The organism is Limnothrix sp. FACHB-1083, from assembly GCF_014696485.1.
Lineage (GTDB): Bacteria > Cyanobacteriota > Cyanobacteriia > CACIAM-69d > CACIAM-69d > CACIAM-69d.
The window spans coordinates 1-17,108 of sequence record NZ_JACJQD010000026.1 but is presented as its reverse complement, the minus strand read 5'-3'; the positions used below and the strand labels follow the sequence as shown (position 1 = coordinate 17,108).

The window sequence follows — 17,108 nt, the reverse complement described above, 5'->3', positions numbered from 1 at the left end:
AGAATAGGTTTGACGATTTGAGAGAATGAGCGTAACATTGGTGTATTACTTTTTGATTGTTTGGGGTAAGAATTACATCTTCTTACCCCTTTTTTATAACCTGAATCTGTCATTCAACACTTCTGCTGAGGGAGATGAATGCAGGTGGTTCATAATTTGTATCTGCTGAGGTTGTATACACTGCAAGCTGTTCTTGACTCATCTCTACAGCACCTCCACGATACATAGGATCTGCAACGATGTAGTTGCCTGATGAGGTTCTGCCCAAGATTGCATTCAGGTGTCCTACTCTTGCAGTTCCATATTGGCTCGGATTGGGAAACTGGTTGCGCCAAGCTTGGTTGATATATCCATAAAGGATAACTGGCTTACCATCCTGCAAAGACTGATTGAGTGTATCCCACCCGGTCATAGTCTGATAGCTCAATCCTTCCTGGCCGGCAGCCAGTTGTAACTCTCGAAATGATGCCAACTCTGAACTAGCATCTGGATCTGTATCCAAAGTCTTGAGATATACAAGGCGCTCAATGCTTTTCTGAATCGATAGGTTGGCTGGCTCAAGACCCAGTACTTTCAGAACCATGGCCAGGCTTGCTGGCCCACAATTAGTTGAACTCGGCGGTCCATCTGGATTGTATGTAGGATTCCAGTACTGTAGCTTGAAAAACGGATTGGCTTCTGCCGCAGTGCTTGGCAGTCCTGAAGTCGTCCCTCCAGTACCCCCAGAAGCCTCATCAATCGCTAAATCGAGGTAGGCATTGCCGGTTTCGTCGTAGAACTCAAAGTGGAAATCATAGTCACCCGACTTCGGTACAGTAAACCGAACTTCCTTGTGTGCTTCGTACGCATCTTTACGGAACCCATCGGGCATGAAGTCTACCCATTCATTAGTGCCAATGTGTTTGGCAAAGAGACGATAGCCATCATCCGCTTTCACCTTTGCCACATAGGTCTTACCTGCCTCAAAGCTGTATCGAGTATAGGCACGCATCGCAAAATGATCATTGGGAACTCGCGCATCTGGTGCATCGGAACCCCAATCCATCTTGAAGCCACGCTTACCATCTGAACGGAAATCGAGTCGAGTTGATCCCAGAACATCATCACGATTCCAATATAAATCCGTCGGAGCGACTGATTTAGAGTCCTTACTCGGCCAGTGATGATACTCGACAACCCAGCCACTGCCGCTGTCTATATGTTCGTAGAACGGAGCAGTACCACCCAGTGCACCCGTCAAAATGTTTACAACAGTTCCTTTGAAATTGTCACTTTCGTCGTACTTGATTACTTGGGGATTTTTGCTAAACGTCCCATCTCCACTGGATAGAAAAACCTCTGCTGTTCGGATCCCATCATGCGGGCCAAACTTTTGACGGATGATGTCAGTGCTCCCGTCACCATTGAAGTCCCCAGGGATGATATTGACGGAATTGCCCTTAAAGTCATCACCATCATGACGGAGAGGAGTTGGAACACGAGTAAATTGACTCATGCCTCCATTGGATAACCAGACTTCAGCAGTGCGATCCTCATCGTCATCCCAAGTGTTTTTCTCTTGGCGAATGAAATCCGTTTTTCCGTCCCCATTGAAATCACCAGGGATTAGATTCGTGAAATCTCCCTTCAGATCGTTCGCAGAGTTGTTTAGAACAGCGCCCTGACGAAACTGTCCATTGCCATTAGACAAAAATACAATCGCTGTGTTGCTTCCATTGTCATCCCAAGTATTTTTCTCCTGGCGGATGAAATCTGTTCGTCCATCACCATCAAAGTCACCAGGAATGATGTTGACATAATCACCCTTGAACCCATCACCGCCAAAGGTCAAGCTGTGGGCCATTCTGAAGTTGGCAGCGCCAGTATTGAGCCATACCTCAGCCGTTTGGTTGTCATCATTATCCCAACTTCCTTTCTCTTGGCGAATAAAGTCTGTCCTCCCATCGCCATTGAAGTCACCAGGGATGAGGTTGACAAAGTTGCCGTTGAAGCTTCTGCTAGTAGAGGACTCTAGAGTCTGCTCTTTACGGAAGCTCTTGCCATCAGCACCCGCTAGCCACAATTCCGTGTTGTTGGTCTTGTCGCTATCGTCCCAAGTCGCCCAATCCGCTTTTTCTTGTCGAATGTAATCCGGGCGACGATCGCCGTTAAAGTCACCCCAAATCAGGTTGACATGACTACCACGAATATCATTAGGCAGATCAGTAAACTTACCAATTAAAGAGCTACTAGAAGCGCCATAGGTAAATATCTCACCTGTACGGATATCGTCATATGAGATGGCTCCTTTCTCCTGGCGTACAAAATCGGTTAAACCGTCACGGTTGAAGTCAGCGCCGTGATGAAGGGGCCGGTAAGGCGAGCCGATCGCACTCAACTGGTAGTTTGCCAAATCTTCAGACCTAGGCAAAAGACGGATATAGTAACGTCCTGTATCCTCAAAGGTCATGGATTGGCTGCTATTCAAGCTCAACGATAGTGTCTTGACTGTCTCATTAGCATCTAGCAGGTCATTTTTATTGGCATCTCGAATGATTTGCATCCTGAGCCTGCCAGGCCCAGACAATGTTTTGACGTTCCACTGAACATATTCGCCAGGCTTCGTAACATCGAAATAGAACAGATCATCAGGGTTGGTACTACTCAACGTTCCCTGTCTGAGGCTCGAATAAGAATTGAGTGGCGCTGGTTCCCCGTCAAAAACGATGACAGTCTGATCAAAGAGTGGTGAAGCAGGAGTGAGTTTGGTTGAGACTGGCGTGGTTGCAGGACTAGTTGATGATGATTGGGTAGCGCCCGGTACTTGATACCAGTAGGTTGTAGTTTTGTTGGGCTGCTGCTGAAGGTTGCCATTTGCGTAGTAATGGGCGATCGTGCCGTTGGCACTCCTCGTGCTGTATCGATAAGCACCTGCCGTATTGGGTAAACCAGCCGTCGTCCCGGGTTGAGGCGGATTTTGTAGACGCACTGATCCTGCAGTCGTCCAATTGCTAGTGGCTACTAGAGGATAGTTTTCCCAGCTAAACTCAGCCCGGGTGTCAAGGGTTTTAGCATCGTAAATTAGCCTACCGCCCGTAAAAGGTACGATTGCTTGACCATTGGAGTATGTGGTTTCTCCAGTTCTTGCTCCTAGCTGGTTTCGCTGATCAGGCGTAAGAGTTTGTTGGTAATACTGCCAGGGCTTCCCGCTTAGGTACAGGGGCTGAGAATTGACATAGAAGACAACGCCCCTTTCGAAGTCCTGTTTCTCACCGCTGCCAAAGGCATAGCGATCGGACACTGGTAAACCAAAGCCACCACCACCAAATGGATTGTATATAGCATTCCAAACATCTAACCGAACCCAAAAAGCTCGATCTTCGGCTCTATTTAAGGTCAAGACTCCTGAACCTTCTGATCCACCAATGAATGACTGGAATTTGACTGTCAAAGAAGGAACACCGGCATAACCTTCAAGATTCCGTTCAGCAAAGTCACCTAATTTTCCAGTTGGAGATCCAACTCTTCCTTGTCCACCATTTTGCAAGACTGCATTCGCTGCAAGCGTTACTCTGTCAGCCGCAACCCCGCGTTCCCAAGGGGTCGCCAACCCTTCGCCACTCCAACGGTCGGGTGCAAACCAAGGCTCAGGATTGTAGGTTTCGCCCTTCGTCATCTTGGCCAGGGAAACCGCTGCCGCACCGTTGACGATGCCGTAACCCGTCAGCTCGTCATAACCAGGTGCTTCAATGTCGGTGGCTGTCTTGGTCAGAACATCCTTGAGCTGCAAATAGTTGAGGCTGGGATTCGCTGCCCATGCCAGAGCCGCATTTGCCGTTACCTTGGCTGTGGCAACGGAAGTGCCCGCCATCGTGCCTAATCCTTCTTCCAGCAGCGATGGGATCCCTTGCTCGATCGCCCCGCCGATCGCACTAATCGTCAGCTTCTTGCCACTGCTGGAATAGTCGGTTTTAGCAGCCCCATCGGCGATCGCCACCGAGCGATCGATTTGTTCCGCCGCTGCCACCGAGATGATGTTGTCAAACTCCTGAGCCGCCTGGGCCAACACGGACATATCCCCCGTGCCGCTGTTGCCCGCCGCTACAACGAGGACGACACCCGCTTGGCGAGCCGTTTCGATCGCCACCCGCTCTTCGGGCGTGAACTCGTAGCGTGTCGAAATCGTCCCGTCGGCATTCTTTTGGGTCAGGTCAAAGCTCAGGTTCACCAAGCCACGGGTCTGACCCTTGCTCTTGATGTAGTCCACATAGTCCACCAAGGCCTTGGCCCAACTACCCGACCCCACGGCCCGCGCTGCCCAAATCGGTGCATCGGGTGCGAGTCCATCAATCCCTACGCCGTTGTTGCGGAGCGCGGAGATCAGACCCAGGATGTGAGTGCCGTGTTCGTTGCCCTCACCGGGATTCAGCAACGGATCGGCATCGTTATCGATGTAGTCCTTGCCCCAGACAATTTTGCCGTAGTCCAGATCAGGGTTGCTGCGGGCAAATCCCGTGTCGATTACTCCAATGATCGGGAACTTGCTAGTGGGTGTGATGGCTGCCGCTGCTAGGTCTTCGATCGTTGGGTAAGTCCAGGGGAAAGTGCCCAGCGGCGAAGTGACAGGCGTGGTGCTGGGCACTGGAGTACTGGGAGCTAGGGATTCTGTGGTGGGTGGTGTTGGGCTGGGGGCTGGGGTTGGTGGGGTGGTTGTGCTACCGGATGGCTCGTTGCCCGTGGCGGGACTAGGGGTAGGACTAGGGGTGGGACTAGGGGTGGGACTAGGGGTGGGTTGCGATGGCTCAACGGTGACGTAGGGCAGGGCATCAGCTAACAACAGCTTGCCCGCTTCTTCCTTGCGCCAGTCTTTGTTGGGGTCGATGTATTGGTCGATCGAAGGGACAGAACCACTAAACCCACGCAACCGCACAACGATATCGTTGTAGTCCCGATCGCTCCCTTGATCCAGCCGCAAATCCTCAAACACGTAGGTGTTGCCTCGGGTTGGGTCTGAACCCACCTCCACCAACTGCCCAGCTTGGAAGAGCTGATCCGGGTTGGCAGTGGCCATGGAATAAAGCGGACGGCGCGACCCCTCCGCCTGTGCTGCGCCCGTGGCAATGTCCGCCAGTTTGCCATCGGGAATCAGGATCAAGCCGTATTTGGCCCCGGGAGTGATGCTGAAGGTTTTGACTCCGTTGAAGGGGCCTTGGTTGAAGTTGTCTTCGTGATTCAGCTTGCCGCCGAACTTTGCGCCTTCGGTGCGATCGTCAATCAGCAGGTGACCGCTGGGGGAGTTGGTGGTGGCGCGGCGGGCGGCTTCTCGGTGGAAGGCATCGCCCGTGAATTGCTCCATTCCTTCCAGGGAAAAAATGCCTAACTGAGTATTGCTATAGCCGCCACCATCCCATTGAAATTCAACGCTGGCCGTTGCGCTCAGGGCCGTGAAAGCGCCGGAGGTGAACTGAATGCCGGGGGCCGTGGGGGCGGTGGACAGGCTGGTAAGGGCGGGCGTTGGCTCGATCGCCCCAGTGCTGCCGTCCGGTGTGGTGGATGAGCCATCCAGTGGGTCACCGGTCAAGGGGTCGATCGGCGGGGTTGTTCCGCCCAGTCCGCCATCGCCAGTTGGCGTGGATGTGCCGTTGCCCAGCGCGGGGTTACGGCGCACGTTTTGGGTGCGGCCGGCTGAAATCGTGGCTTGTGGGTCGGAACCTAAGATCAGATCCGTGAGGCTACCGGTTTGTAATTGCTGGATTTGTTCCAACCGCTCGCTGGCGGAAAGGCCATTGGCCAAGATGGGTGGCAACAGTCGGCTGAGGTCGATCGCTGGCTGTGAATTTGGCACAACACCGAAAGGATTGGGTTCTGCAAACTCAGGCAAACCGAAGATAGAGTCCGACATGATGATGCCACCGAGCAAGAGTAGACGTGCGACCTAACTGAAATCAACTTAAGTGATCAAAAAGTTAAATCACAAGACTTATAAACAAAAACTGTCGGGATCAAAAACTGGATTAAATAAATTGAAGTCAAAATTGCACAAATTTGGCATGAAGAGATCGATAGAACTAATCCTGTGCGGTTTGGTAATTTAAAGGCTGATCGAGTGTGGATTTTGCGACAGGTGTTGCGAGGTCACCGGCAGGGGCTGAGGCGAAGACTGAGAATTCTGGTCTCAGAATGGGTTGGGCGGCATTGAGTCAGCAAAATCCGCACCTCTAGAGAAACTGAGGAGCCTGTGATTGGGTAATGTTAATGTCCAATCTTGGGTATTTTTGGTCACATCGCTGGTCACACGGATCGATCGCCCCGGTGATTTAACTCGGATCAGCGAAGGTTCGCAGATGAACCATGAATTGGCTATTGCTTGGGTGTGGATCGGTTGATGCGAGATTGAAGTTTTGTGAATTGTTGGATGAGGGAGAGCACCCAGGTGATTTTCTGAAGGTTTGCTTCGAGGGCTGGTTCAAAGGCCCGGTAGGTTTGGCGAAATCCATAGATGCCGCGCTGGCCGATCGCGATGTTTTGCGGCGCATTGCCCAGGACGGCATGGGTGCTGCGGGCGGCGGATTCCAGGCCCTGAGCGGTGTTCCGAAGGGTTCGCCGTAGTTGCCACAGTTGCCAAGCCAGCCACAGCAGGCCGATCGAGAGGAGGCCGTCAATTCCCACAACCGCCCACAGGCCGATCGCGCTGGGAACCGAAGGCACTGTGCCCACAACAGGCTGAAGGAGGAGCAAAACCATGGGGCCAAGGGCGATCGGGACAGAAAACAGCAGTTTCCCGTAGGCTAGCACGGGTGGCAGGGACGATCGCGCCTTGCGTGCTCCTTATGTTTGCTTTGCTCAAGTCCCCGTCAAGTCCCTGGTCGATCGAGGGAGGATAACGGGTTCATCTGTTCACTTGGCCAATGGGCGGTTGGGGAGCAAGGCCTGTTGATGGAGGGTGGCTTGCACCAACTGTCGGAAATAGCTGATGGGTTGTAATTGCAGTCGATCGCGCGTGGTCACCAACACCACTTCTCGCTCGATCGCTGGATCCGCCAGCGGTAGCACTCGCAAACCTGGATCCTCCTTCGCCTCCAGCACGGCCGACTCTGGCAGAAGGGCCACGCATTTTCCCTGGCGGACAACTCCCCGAAAGGCATCGAGGGTGTTCAACTCCAAGGCAACCCGCAGGGTAATTCCCTCGCGGGCAAACTGTTCCTGCACCAACCGCTGCATTCCGTAGCCATCCTTGAACACCACATGAGGATATTCCCCCAGATCTAGCCAGGACACTTGCCCATGGTTGGCGAGGGGATGGGATGCGCTGACGAGGGCCACCACGGGTTCCTTGTAAAGGGAATCCACCACCCAATCGGTGTTATTGGTCAAAAACCGGTTATTCATGACCACGGCCACATCAACTAGCCCATCGCGCAACACCTTGAGTGATCGATCGCTGCCCAAGGCCGTCACCCGTAACTGCACTTGGGGATAGGTTTGGATAAAGTCCTGCAAAATGGCGGGCAGTCGGTAGGCGCAAACGGAGTGAATGGCGGCGATGCAGAGTTCCGGTTGTTGCCCTTCGCGCAGGTTGGCGATCGCCCGATTGGCCAAGTCCCACTCCTGCACCATTCGGCGGGCGTGGGGTAACAGTTGGTTGCCAGCAAGAGTGAGTTGGATGGGGGTGCTGCGACGAATCAGAGTTAGCCCCAGGGTAGACTCCAGGCTCTGAAGTTGGCGGCTGATGGTGGATTGGGTGACTCCGCAACGCTTAGCGGCGGCCTGGAAACTACCGGTATCCGCGATCGCGAGGAAGGCCTGTAACTGTTCGAGTCGCATGAGCTGGGGCAAGCAAGGAACCCAAGGGCGCGCTCGGGGACGTTGGGAAAATAATCCACATCAAGACCCGATCGCGGCCTAAGCCAGCAAACTTTGCCATAGTTCCCCGTTTCCTTGCGCGATCGCCCTGAACATTGTGCGACTCCGGCCCATGCTGTTTTTGAATGATGGGTTAGGGCCTGTCGTCATTTCCTAGGATCAGGCGGAAACGATTGATTTTCTATGTCCCAGTTGTTGTAACAAGGGGCTTAAGCCCCTTGTCCCCCACGATCCGCCAACGGTGGAATCAGGGTTTCAGGCGATTTGACGACACGCCCTAATCAACAGTCGGTTAATTACGCCTAATCACTCCTAATCATTCATGGGCCAGCCCAGCGGTTGTTGATTGACCCCGCGATCGAATGAGGCGCTGCACTGCCGCGATCGCGGGATTCAGTTCTGGCCCCTTGCGGTGAGGGTCTGCCTCAAACGATCGTTGCTCCTGCTCAATCATCAACACATCCTGCTCCACCAACCCTTCCAGCAACTTGGCCGCCGCATTAAACATCCGATCTTTCACCCACTGGCGGATCGCCACCGGTAACTGATGCAGTCGCTCGAAGGCATGAAGGGAGGTGAAATGCACCAAATAGGCCCGGGTGCGGGTGGCGCTGACGGGACAAAACAGGCAATAAATCTTGAACTCTTGGCCCAAGCTAGAAGCCCAGTGGGGATAGACATAGCTCACCCGGAGCGGTTCCGGGTGTAGTTTGCGCATGGCGGGGATAAACAGTTGCGCCACCGCCCAAATTTTGTCAATTCGGTAGTAGCTTTGGGCTTCGTAGAGAGCATCGACTTGATCGGGCAATTCGGTGAGCTGCTCCAACTTTGCGGAAGCCCAAGCCTGGTAGTCCTGATGCAAATGCCCATGGTACATATCCATCAGGTTTTCGATCAGAAAAGAAAAATGCCCCTGACAATCGATCGTGGTCATGGAAGCGATGTAGTTTAAGTGGCTCCATTCCGGCAGTCCCATCGGTTCCGGCAACACCTGTTCCGGTTGCAATTCTCCTGGCCATAGCCAAATGAACCCATCCAATTCCCGCACCGGGTAGGTACGAATTCGGCAAGTGGGCAGCTTTTGGTTATCTCCCAGGTAGGGCACATCCACGCAGGCCCCAGCATGGTCGAACTGCCAACCGTGGTACATACACTCGATCCGATCGCCCACCACGCGCCCATCCGACAACTTCACCAGTCGGTGGGGGCAACAATCCTCCAGGGCTTGCACTTGCCCTTGGGTGTCGCGGTAAAGCACAATTGCCCGCCCCCAAAGTTCCACGCCCAGCGGCTGGCGAGTGACTTCCCGATCGCTCGCCACCACATACCAATGGTTGGGGTCGATGCCGGTTGCGCGTAGGGGCACTGTCTTGGCTGGTTGAGCAGTCGTGGGGGTGGCAGTTTCAGGAGACATAGGCAGCTCAGGCGAGTAAGCAGGCGATTAGTGCGTTGGTCAATAATTTCAACCGTACCAAATCCATCAAGAAAGACCAAATTTTTAAGTGGAGAGCGATCAAGATATCCTTGAAAGAGGTTGGTAACCATCGAAAATATTGCTTTGTTTTAAAAGCATCTGTGACTTCCTGAAAGTCAAGAAAACGTAACTGAATTTTAGGTATTTTTGTTAAATGGCTATGGCCTCATTGTTTGCTAAAGCTATAATTATGAATAATTCGCAAATGGAGATAATCTTTAAACATTTTGAATAATTTAAAAAATTTCTCTTAACAAAAATGAATTCAATAATCTTAATTAAAATCGCAATTTTTCTCGATAAATCTATCTGTGTTTGATTTTAAAAATATTCAATTCATGAAAATAATCCAATGCTAAAATGGAGGTTTTATGAGCAGCAATAATGAAAAATGGGGATTGCTAACTCAGATTGTTTTAGCAATGATCACATTCCTTGGCATCGTCATTACTTCGATTGTAGGCAATTGGGATAAGCTCTTTGGAGATCGAAGTGCTGCCACGCCATCTCCCACACCCTCAGTGAAAGCCAGCGTTGACGTAACACCAGCTCCCGCGATCGCTACGATCAATCATGGATCCAAAGAGTCGTTGATTAATAGCACAATCTATATTCATATTTCTTCAGAGAAGCAACGCAACGATGCAACAGCACTCATGAGCAAGCTAAGGGACGATGGGGCATCGGTTCCAAGGGTAAGCAATCTGGTTGTGGATCAAGTTGTTCCGCCAGAAAAAGTTCAGAATTATTTTCCCAATTCAGAAATTCAAGTGCGGTTTTTTTATGAAGAAGATATGGTGAAGGCGAAGCGGATCAAAAGTTTAGTCAACCAAGGCGCATGGAGTGATATCCAGCTCATGCCTTTACTCAAGTTGTTAGATAAAGAGCCGCCGGGGACTCTGGAAATTTGGTATCCAGCTTCTCAACCTGAATAATTTCCCGCAAAATACGTTCGTTGGAACTACTGTTGGCACGACGGACAACAGACACTCGATCGCCCTAGCTCTCACCTTGTCTGATCTACCCGACTGGATTCGTTTGCAAAAGGCCCTGGCCGTGGAAGCGGAACGGGGCTTTGGGGATTTGGCTGGGCGGGAATATCGATTCAGTGAATTTTTGTGTTTGCAGTTTGGCCGGCCGCCCCAGGGATTGTCTGCGAGCGATCGACGGCGGTGGCGAGAAACAGCGGCCCAGTTTGCGGAATATCCCCATTTGGACTTGGCCCAACGCAAGCGGATTGTGGTGAACACGCGGCAGTTTTTGCACCAGGTGCAGCGTGCCTGTGAGGGGGCGATCGCCGAGGCCGCGGCTCCAGAGGCAGTTCCCCGATCGCCCAAGCGCCCAAAAACGAAGGATTTGAACCAACTGCAACCGGCAACCATTGCCCGCTCGCTGACTTTGGATCTGCCCCTGTCGCAGGTACGGGCGATCGGGACGCGATCGGGGGGGCGGTTGGCCAAGTTGGGGCTGTTGACGGTGCAGGATTTGCTGTGCCATTACCCTCGCGACTATATCGATTACGCCCGCCAGGTGAATATCCGCGACTTGGAAGGGGGCGAAACGGTGACGATTGTGGGGACGGTGAAGCGCTGTAATTGCTTTACCAGTCCCAAAAACTCAAAACTCACGATTTTTGAACTGATTCTGCGCGATCGCACGGGCCAAGTGCGAATTAGCAAGTTTTTTGCAGGAACCCGCTTTAGTTCGATCGCCTGGCAAAAGAGCCAACAGAGTCTTTACTCCTCGGGCACGCTGGTGGCCGCGTCCGGCCTGGTGAAGCAAGATAAATACGGCATTACGCTCGACAATCCCGATTTGGAAGTGATCGACAGCGCCGACGGGACGATCGCCTCCTTGACGGTGGGGCGGGTCGTGCCGGTCTATGCCCTCACGGAAGGGGTGACGGCGGATTTGGTGCGGCGATCGGTCTTGGCTGTGTTGCCCGCCGCCAGCCAAGTGCCGGAAGCTTTGCCCCGTAACTTTCGTGAACGCTACAACCTGATCAAAATTGCCGACGCGATCGCCCAGGTGCATTTTCCCGCCGACGATGATCAGTTGGCGGCGGCCCGACGGCGGTTGATTTTCGATGAATTTTTCTACCTCCAGTTGGGATTGCTCCAGCGGCGATCGCAGCAAAAACGCCAGGAAACCAGCGTGGTCTTGGCCACCACCGGCCCTCTGATTGACCAATTTCACCGGGTGTTGCCCTTTGAACTGACCGGGGCCCAAAAGCGCGTGGTGGGCGAAATTCTAGAAGATTTACAACGGCCCACCCCCATGAACCGTCTGGTGCAAGGGGATGTGGGATCCGGAAAAACCGTCGTGGCCGTGATCACCATCCTGGCGGCCATCCAAGCGGGCTACCAAGCGGCCCTGATGGCTCCTACGGAAGTGCTGGCGGAGCAACATTACCGAAAAATTGTCGGTTGGTTTAACCTGTTGCACTTGCCCGTGGAGTTGCTGACGGGTTCCACGGGAGCCAAAAAACGGCGCGCCATCCATGCCCAATTGCAAACGGGAGAGTTGCCCCTGTTGGTAGGAACCCATGCCCTGATCCAAGACAAGGTGGAATTTTCCCGTTTGGGCCTGGCTGTGATTGATGAGCAGCATCGGTTTGGGGTGCAACAGCGGGCCAAGCTGCAACAAAAGGGATTTCAGCCCCATGTGTTGACCATGACCGCCACGCCGATTCCGCGCACCTTGGCGCTGACGATCCATGGGGATTTGGATGTGAGCCAAATTGACGAGTTGCCGCCCGGTCGGCAGGCGATTCAAACCACGGTGTTGCGATCGGGCGATCGCCCGGCGGCCCATGACCTGATGCGCCGAGAAATTGCCCAAGGTCGCCAGGTTTATGTGGTGTTGCCGCTGGTGGAGGAGTCGGAAAAGCTCGATTTGAAATCCGCGATCGAGGAATATCAATACCTTTCTGAGGTCGTGTTTCCGGAGTTTCAGGTGGGTTTGCTCCATGGGCGCATGGGTTCGGCCGATAAAGACCGGGCGATCGAGCAATTTCGGCAAAACGAAACCCAGATTTTGGTGTCCACCACGGTGATTGAAGTGGGGGTGGATGTGCCCAACGCCACGGTGATGGTGATTGAACATGCAGAGCGCTTTGGCTTGTCTCAGTTACACCAGTTGCGCGGTCGGGTGGGGCGGGGGGCGGCCCAGTCTTTTTGTTTGTTGATGAACACCAGCAAAAGCCCGGAAGCCAGCCAGCGGCTGGAGGTGTTGGCCCAATCTCAGGATGGCTTTTTCATTTCAGAGATGGATATGCGGTTTCGTGGCCCCGGTGAAGTGTTGGGCACGCGCCAATCGGGGTTGCCGGATTTTGCCCTGGCCAGCTTGGTGGACGATCGCGATGTGTTGAACTTGGCTCGATCGGCCGCTGAGGATTTGATCAACACCGACCCAGATTTGGCAAACCATCCTCGAATTGCCGCCGAACTGGGCTATCGGTATCGCAAGCTATTGGGGGGTATGATTTTGACCTAGGCGACTTGGCAGCGGCGATCAAAATGTGCCCCACCGCTCAAAGCCCATAAAGCCCGACCTTTCAGGATACCGAATCATGCCAGGTGCTGTGGATCGCCGTGGGACGGTGCGGCGTGTTTGTCGGCATCTCTGTACACATCCATATATATGTATTGTTGAACACAACTGTTGGGCAGGCTCAGGAAGCAATCACCGGTTGTCGTTCGCGGCCGTGGACTGGGGGCCTGATCCAAGCGGGGTTGGATGGGCAGCACAGGGGTGGCCGGGCCGCTGTTTGCCTGGGGACGTTCCTTTGGGGCCTGCTGAGGGGCGATCGCGATCGATTCACGATTGATTATGTTTTTCAATCGCGATTAATGATTGGGAATTATGATAATTAACGAGTTTTAAATTATTTTTGATAATCAATTGAGATTCCCGGTCAGTGATTAAAAAAATCTATAGTTGTCAGCCTCCCGGAGCAGGCGAATCAGGGTGAAAAATCTTGGTTCGTTTGACGATCTCAATTGAGCGGTTTGGGGTGAATTTCCCTGAAATACCGTCGTCTCAGTTCCTCAGTCGCTAAGAAATTGTATGCAACCGCAAATTGTGTTGGTTAATCCGCAAATTCCGCCTAATACGGGCAATATTGCTCGTACCTGTGCTGCCACCGGTACGGAACTGCACCTGGTGGGCCCTTTGGGCTTTGAAATTACCGATCGCTACCTCAAACGGGCTGGATTGGACTACTGGCCGTTTGTCAAGCTTCGCTATCACGCCGATTGGTCAGTCTTTGCCGAATTTCACCGCCCGATCGGGGGACGACTGATTGGATTTTCCAGCGGTGGCAGCACGTCTTATCACCACATCGCCTACGCCCCTACGGATTGGCTGCTGTTTGGCAGCGAAACGGAGGGGTTGCCGACTTCGGTGCTGGAAACTTGTGACCTGATTGCTCGTATTCCCATGGACTGCGCGGGTGTTCGTAGCCTGAATCTATCGTCAAGCACCGCGATCGGGCTGTTTGAGGCTCGGCGGCAGTTGGGATTGTTGGGGTAAGTCCTGTTGCGAGTCCAGGCCCCGGGTAATGAGGAGGTTGAGGGGTAATGAGCAGCAAGGACGGTCACGGGATGGCGATCATCTGGAATTGGCTCATCTTGCCCAGTGCTGACGGGGTTGATGGATAGCCAACTGTCTGAATTTGATCATCCAGGCAGATGGGAGCTGATCGCGATCGCCCATCAGCGGCTAAATAGAGTCGATTAAGGCGGCTTCTGACTCCCGATCGCTGGTCGATCGCGGCTGAACCATGGCTGGGTCGTGATTGCTCAGGCTTAGTCAGCCTTTCACCTCTTCGGGGCGATCGCTGTGGCGGGACTTTCGTGCCTTGGTCGGGGCGATCGGGAGTCTGATTAATAAGAAAATCCTATCGATGAATCGTCCGAATTTTGCAGCGAATTTTACATTTTTTTTAATTCATCAGGCTCTAAAACGACATATTCCCTCCTCGGAAATCTTGACTAGGCAATCCAAGACACAGCGTAGGATTACTGTGATCCTGACCTGTCGGCTAAGTCTTGAAAGGCAGGTAATCCGATACTCGTTGTCAATGGTTTGAGTGCCTGAAAGTCTTTTGAGGAAAGAACTTTGGAAAAATGATGATCAAATAAGGGGCGCAATCCTGAACGGCAAAACATCACCGAAAGGCCCAATATTCATCAAGAAAACAAATACCGAAACTGTCACAAATCAGTTGCCAATCTGGTTAAACTTGCCTAAACCACAAAAGCAGGGTAGTCTTGCCTAAGCCTTAACTCGTATTAAGACCCCGGTCTAACCGAGCTTATCGCTGGCCGCCGCGTCGCACCTGAGCGGTGATCTAGCCATCCAAGGCGCTTGGGACGGCAAGGCTGATTCAATCGCAGTCCAATGGGCAATCAACGATTGAGCACCCCACCCACGACCAGAGTCGAGGCGAGTTCTGTGGTTTACCAGCCCAAGGCTTGCTGACTGCTGAGTTGCCAGCGCCCCAATGACCAACAATCCACATCGTGCGATGACCGAACAGTACCAACAAGCTCCCACGGAGACTAGTCGGAAGACCCGCGCCTCGATCGCGACGCTAGGGTTGGCAATCTCAATGGGTGCAACAGGGTTGCTGTTGCCCCGCCAAGGCGACCACGCGATTGCGGCAGAACCCAACCAGGCTCCATCCCTCAGTAGCCAGACCGTGGCGGCGGCCACCAGCAAGACCCATACGGTTCAAGCCAACGACACGATCGCGACCATCGCCCGCCAATACGATGTTGCGCCGGAAGCCCTAGCGGCGGCGAACCACCTGTCGATTGATGCTGTCCTGAGCGCTGGTCAACAACTCACCATTCCAGCCCGCAGCATTCCCCAACGCACCGTTGTTAGCGCGATCGAGCCAATCACCGCCGAAGTGGAAACGGCGACCTTGAGCGCGCCCACCGTCGAAACGAGTCAGACAACGGCTGAAGCGAATTCCGAGCAATTTTCCGCCTCCCTGGACCACGGCGAAAGCGAAGCCGACAGCCAGCCCACAGCAATCACCCTCGATCGCAGCCGAATCCCAGCCCTCCCGGAAAACCAGGTTGAAGTGGCTGCGGTTGCCCCTGAAGCGGCGGTTGTGATTGATGCTTCGTCCACTGCGGCCGAGTCGCCTAGCGCCAACAGTCCTGCTGTGACGCAAGTTCCCGTCGCGGAAGCCCCCTCTTCGCCCAACACGATCGACCTGCTGGCGGATGCTGCTGCCATCCGGAGCATCGATCGCTTGCAGGCCCAGAGCGATCGACTGAGCCAAGCACTGCAATCGCTGGCGGCGAACACCGGAAACCTCCTGGGTTCGACCACCGAGGCGATCGAGCTGCTGGCCCTGGAGCCGCAACCAACCACTGAATCAGCAGAGCGTCCCACGACCGATCGCACCGAAGAAACCGTTGCGCTGCAACCGGCGACTACGGCCGAGCGTGCTTCTACAGATGCGGTGACCCCCACCGCTAACGACCTGGTGGTTAGTATCCCCACCACCGCTGACTATCGACTCACGGCCGTTGCGGTTCCCACGCAGCGCCTCGATCGCCCGGCTGTGCCCGTGAGTGCCGCCGCCGCCCGCACGGTTGCAACGGAAGAAGCCGGCGGTGGTGCTGTCAACCTTCTGAGCCATGCTGCCACTGCTCAATCGCTGGCTGGCGCTGCCGATGTGCCCACCGCCAGCAGCCGCCTCCAACAGGGGACGGCCAACAGCGACCTAGCCAGCCCGCGCTACAGCCCCTACATCGACGGTCTGCGAGCTGAAATCCAAGCCCTGCAAGCTCGCTACCAAAACCAAACCGGCGAATCGAGCCGCAGCGGTGCAATCAGTCTGTTGGCTCCGGCCGCCGCCACCGCCGTGGCCGCCAGCCAAGCCAGCACCGTGGCCAATCAGGCGGCAACCGTGGCTGTGCAGCCGCCCTCTGCGCCCTTGAGTGATCGCCCGTTGGCCCTGAGCCAACCGATGCCGGAAGCGGATCCGCGCCGCAGCCAACTAATTGCAGCCGCCTCTGAACCACTGAACGCCCGTAATCCCCGCGTGCAAACGTTGCTGAATGCCAGTGTTTCACCGCAACTGCCGCCCCTGTCGGATCCTTCGGCTTACCTACCGGGCGCACAACCCCAGACCATGCGCGGCTACATCTGGCCGAGCCAAGGCATTCTAACCTCTGGCTATGGCTGGCGCTGGGGCCGGATGCACCGAGGCATTGATATTGCAGCCCCTGTGGGTACACCGATTGTGGCCGCGGCTGACGGTGTGGTGGCAGTCTCCGGTTGGGACAGTGGTGGCTACGGCAACAAGGTGGACATTCGTCACCCAGACGGCAGCTTCACTCGCTACGCCCACAACAGCCGTCTTTTGGTAAGGGCTGGTCAAACCGTCCGCCAAGGTCAATTGATTGCAGAAATGGGTAGCACCGGCCGCAGCACTGGCCCCCACCTGCATTTTGAAATTCGCCCATCGGGCAAAGGCGCAGTGAACCCGATGGCCTTCTTGCCGAGCGGCGGACTACGGGCGGCTCGTTAGGTTAACTGACGCTCCAATCCCTGCTTAGGTTCCCCTAAACTAAACCCGTGCTGGACGCGATCGCTGCATCCGGCATGGGTTTTTTAGTTGGCATTTTTATGGGCATTTTTAGAGCTGATTTATAAAGACAATATTAATCAGCCATCCCCGCTAATCGTTTCACCATCAAATGCATTAAGCAGCCGTAGATCATCCCTTCGCTCGTCTCCGAATACAACTCATAATCCTTGCTCAATC

General features: G+C 54.1%; 8 protein-coding genes. 4 read left to right on the top strand and 4 right to left on the bottom strand.

Annotation, left to right across the window (positions count from 1 at the left end; translation table 11 throughout):
- Positions 1-109: 109 nt before the first annotated feature.
- The 4 genes from H6F46_RS18800 to H6F46_RS18785 all read right to left on the bottom strand — a co-directional run bounded on the left by H6F46_RS18800 (position 110) and on the right by H6F46_RS18785 (position 9,256).
- Entirely contained in the window at positions 110-5,560 is a 5,451-nt protein-coding gene (locus tag H6F46_RS18800) for a S8 family serine peptidase (RefSeq protein ID WP_190356263.1), read from the bottom strand.
- Positions 5,561-6,339: 779 nt separating this feature from the next.
- Positions 6,340-6,774, bottom strand: coding sequence for a hypothetical protein (locus tag H6F46_RS18795; RefSeq protein ID WP_190356262.1), 435 nt, complete (start codon positions 6,772-6,774; stop codon positions 6,340-6,342).
- A gap of 102 nt (positions 6,775-6,876) precedes the next feature.
- Positions 6,877-7,803 carry a LysR family transcriptional regulator gene (locus H6F46_RS18790; protein ID WP_099533410.1) on the bottom strand — a complete coding sequence of 309 codons (927 nt, stop codon included), beginning with the start codon at positions 7,801-7,803 and terminating at the stop codon, positions 6,877-6,879.
- A gap of 355 nt (positions 7,804-8,158) precedes the next feature.
- On the bottom strand, positions 8,159-9,256 hold the full coding sequence (locus tag H6F46_RS18785; RefSeq protein WP_190356261.1) for an aromatic ring-hydroxylating dioxygenase subunit alpha: 1,098 nt from the start codon (positions 9,254-9,256) through the stop codon (positions 8,159-8,161).
- Between the two features lie 431 nt (positions 9,257-9,687).
- Between H6F46_RS18785 and H6F46_RS18780 the strand changes: the two genes are divergently transcribed.
- The 4 genes from H6F46_RS18780 to H6F46_RS18765 all read left to right on the top strand — a co-directional run bounded on the left by H6F46_RS18780 (position 9,688) and on the right by H6F46_RS18765 (position 16,871).
- Complete coding sequence (locus H6F46_RS18780) at positions 9,688-10,251, top strand: hypothetical protein (protein WP_190356260.1); 564 nt, start codon at positions 9,688-9,690, stop codon at positions 10,249-10,251.
- A 76-nt stretch (positions 10,252-10,327) separates the two neighbouring features.
- Positions 10,328-12,811 carry an ATP-dependent DNA helicase RecG gene (recG, locus tag H6F46_RS18775; RefSeq protein ID WP_199291670.1) on the top strand — a complete coding sequence of 828 codons (2,484 nt, stop codon included), beginning with the start codon at positions 10,328-10,330 and terminating at the stop codon, positions 12,809-12,811.
- A 573-nt stretch (positions 12,812-13,384) separates the two neighbouring features.
- Positions 13,385-13,849, top strand: coding sequence for a tRNA (cytidine(34)-2'-O)-methyltransferase (locus H6F46_RS18770; protein WP_099533406.1), 465 nt, complete (start codon positions 13,385-13,387; stop codon positions 13,847-13,849).
- A 997-nt stretch (positions 13,850-14,846) separates the two neighbouring features.
- Positions 14,847-16,871, top strand: a complete 2,025-nt coding sequence (locus H6F46_RS18765; RefSeq protein ID WP_190356259.1) for a peptidoglycan DD-metalloendopeptidase family protein — start codon at positions 14,847-14,849, stop codon at positions 16,869-16,871.
- Positions 16,872-17,108 lie beyond the last annotated feature (237 nt).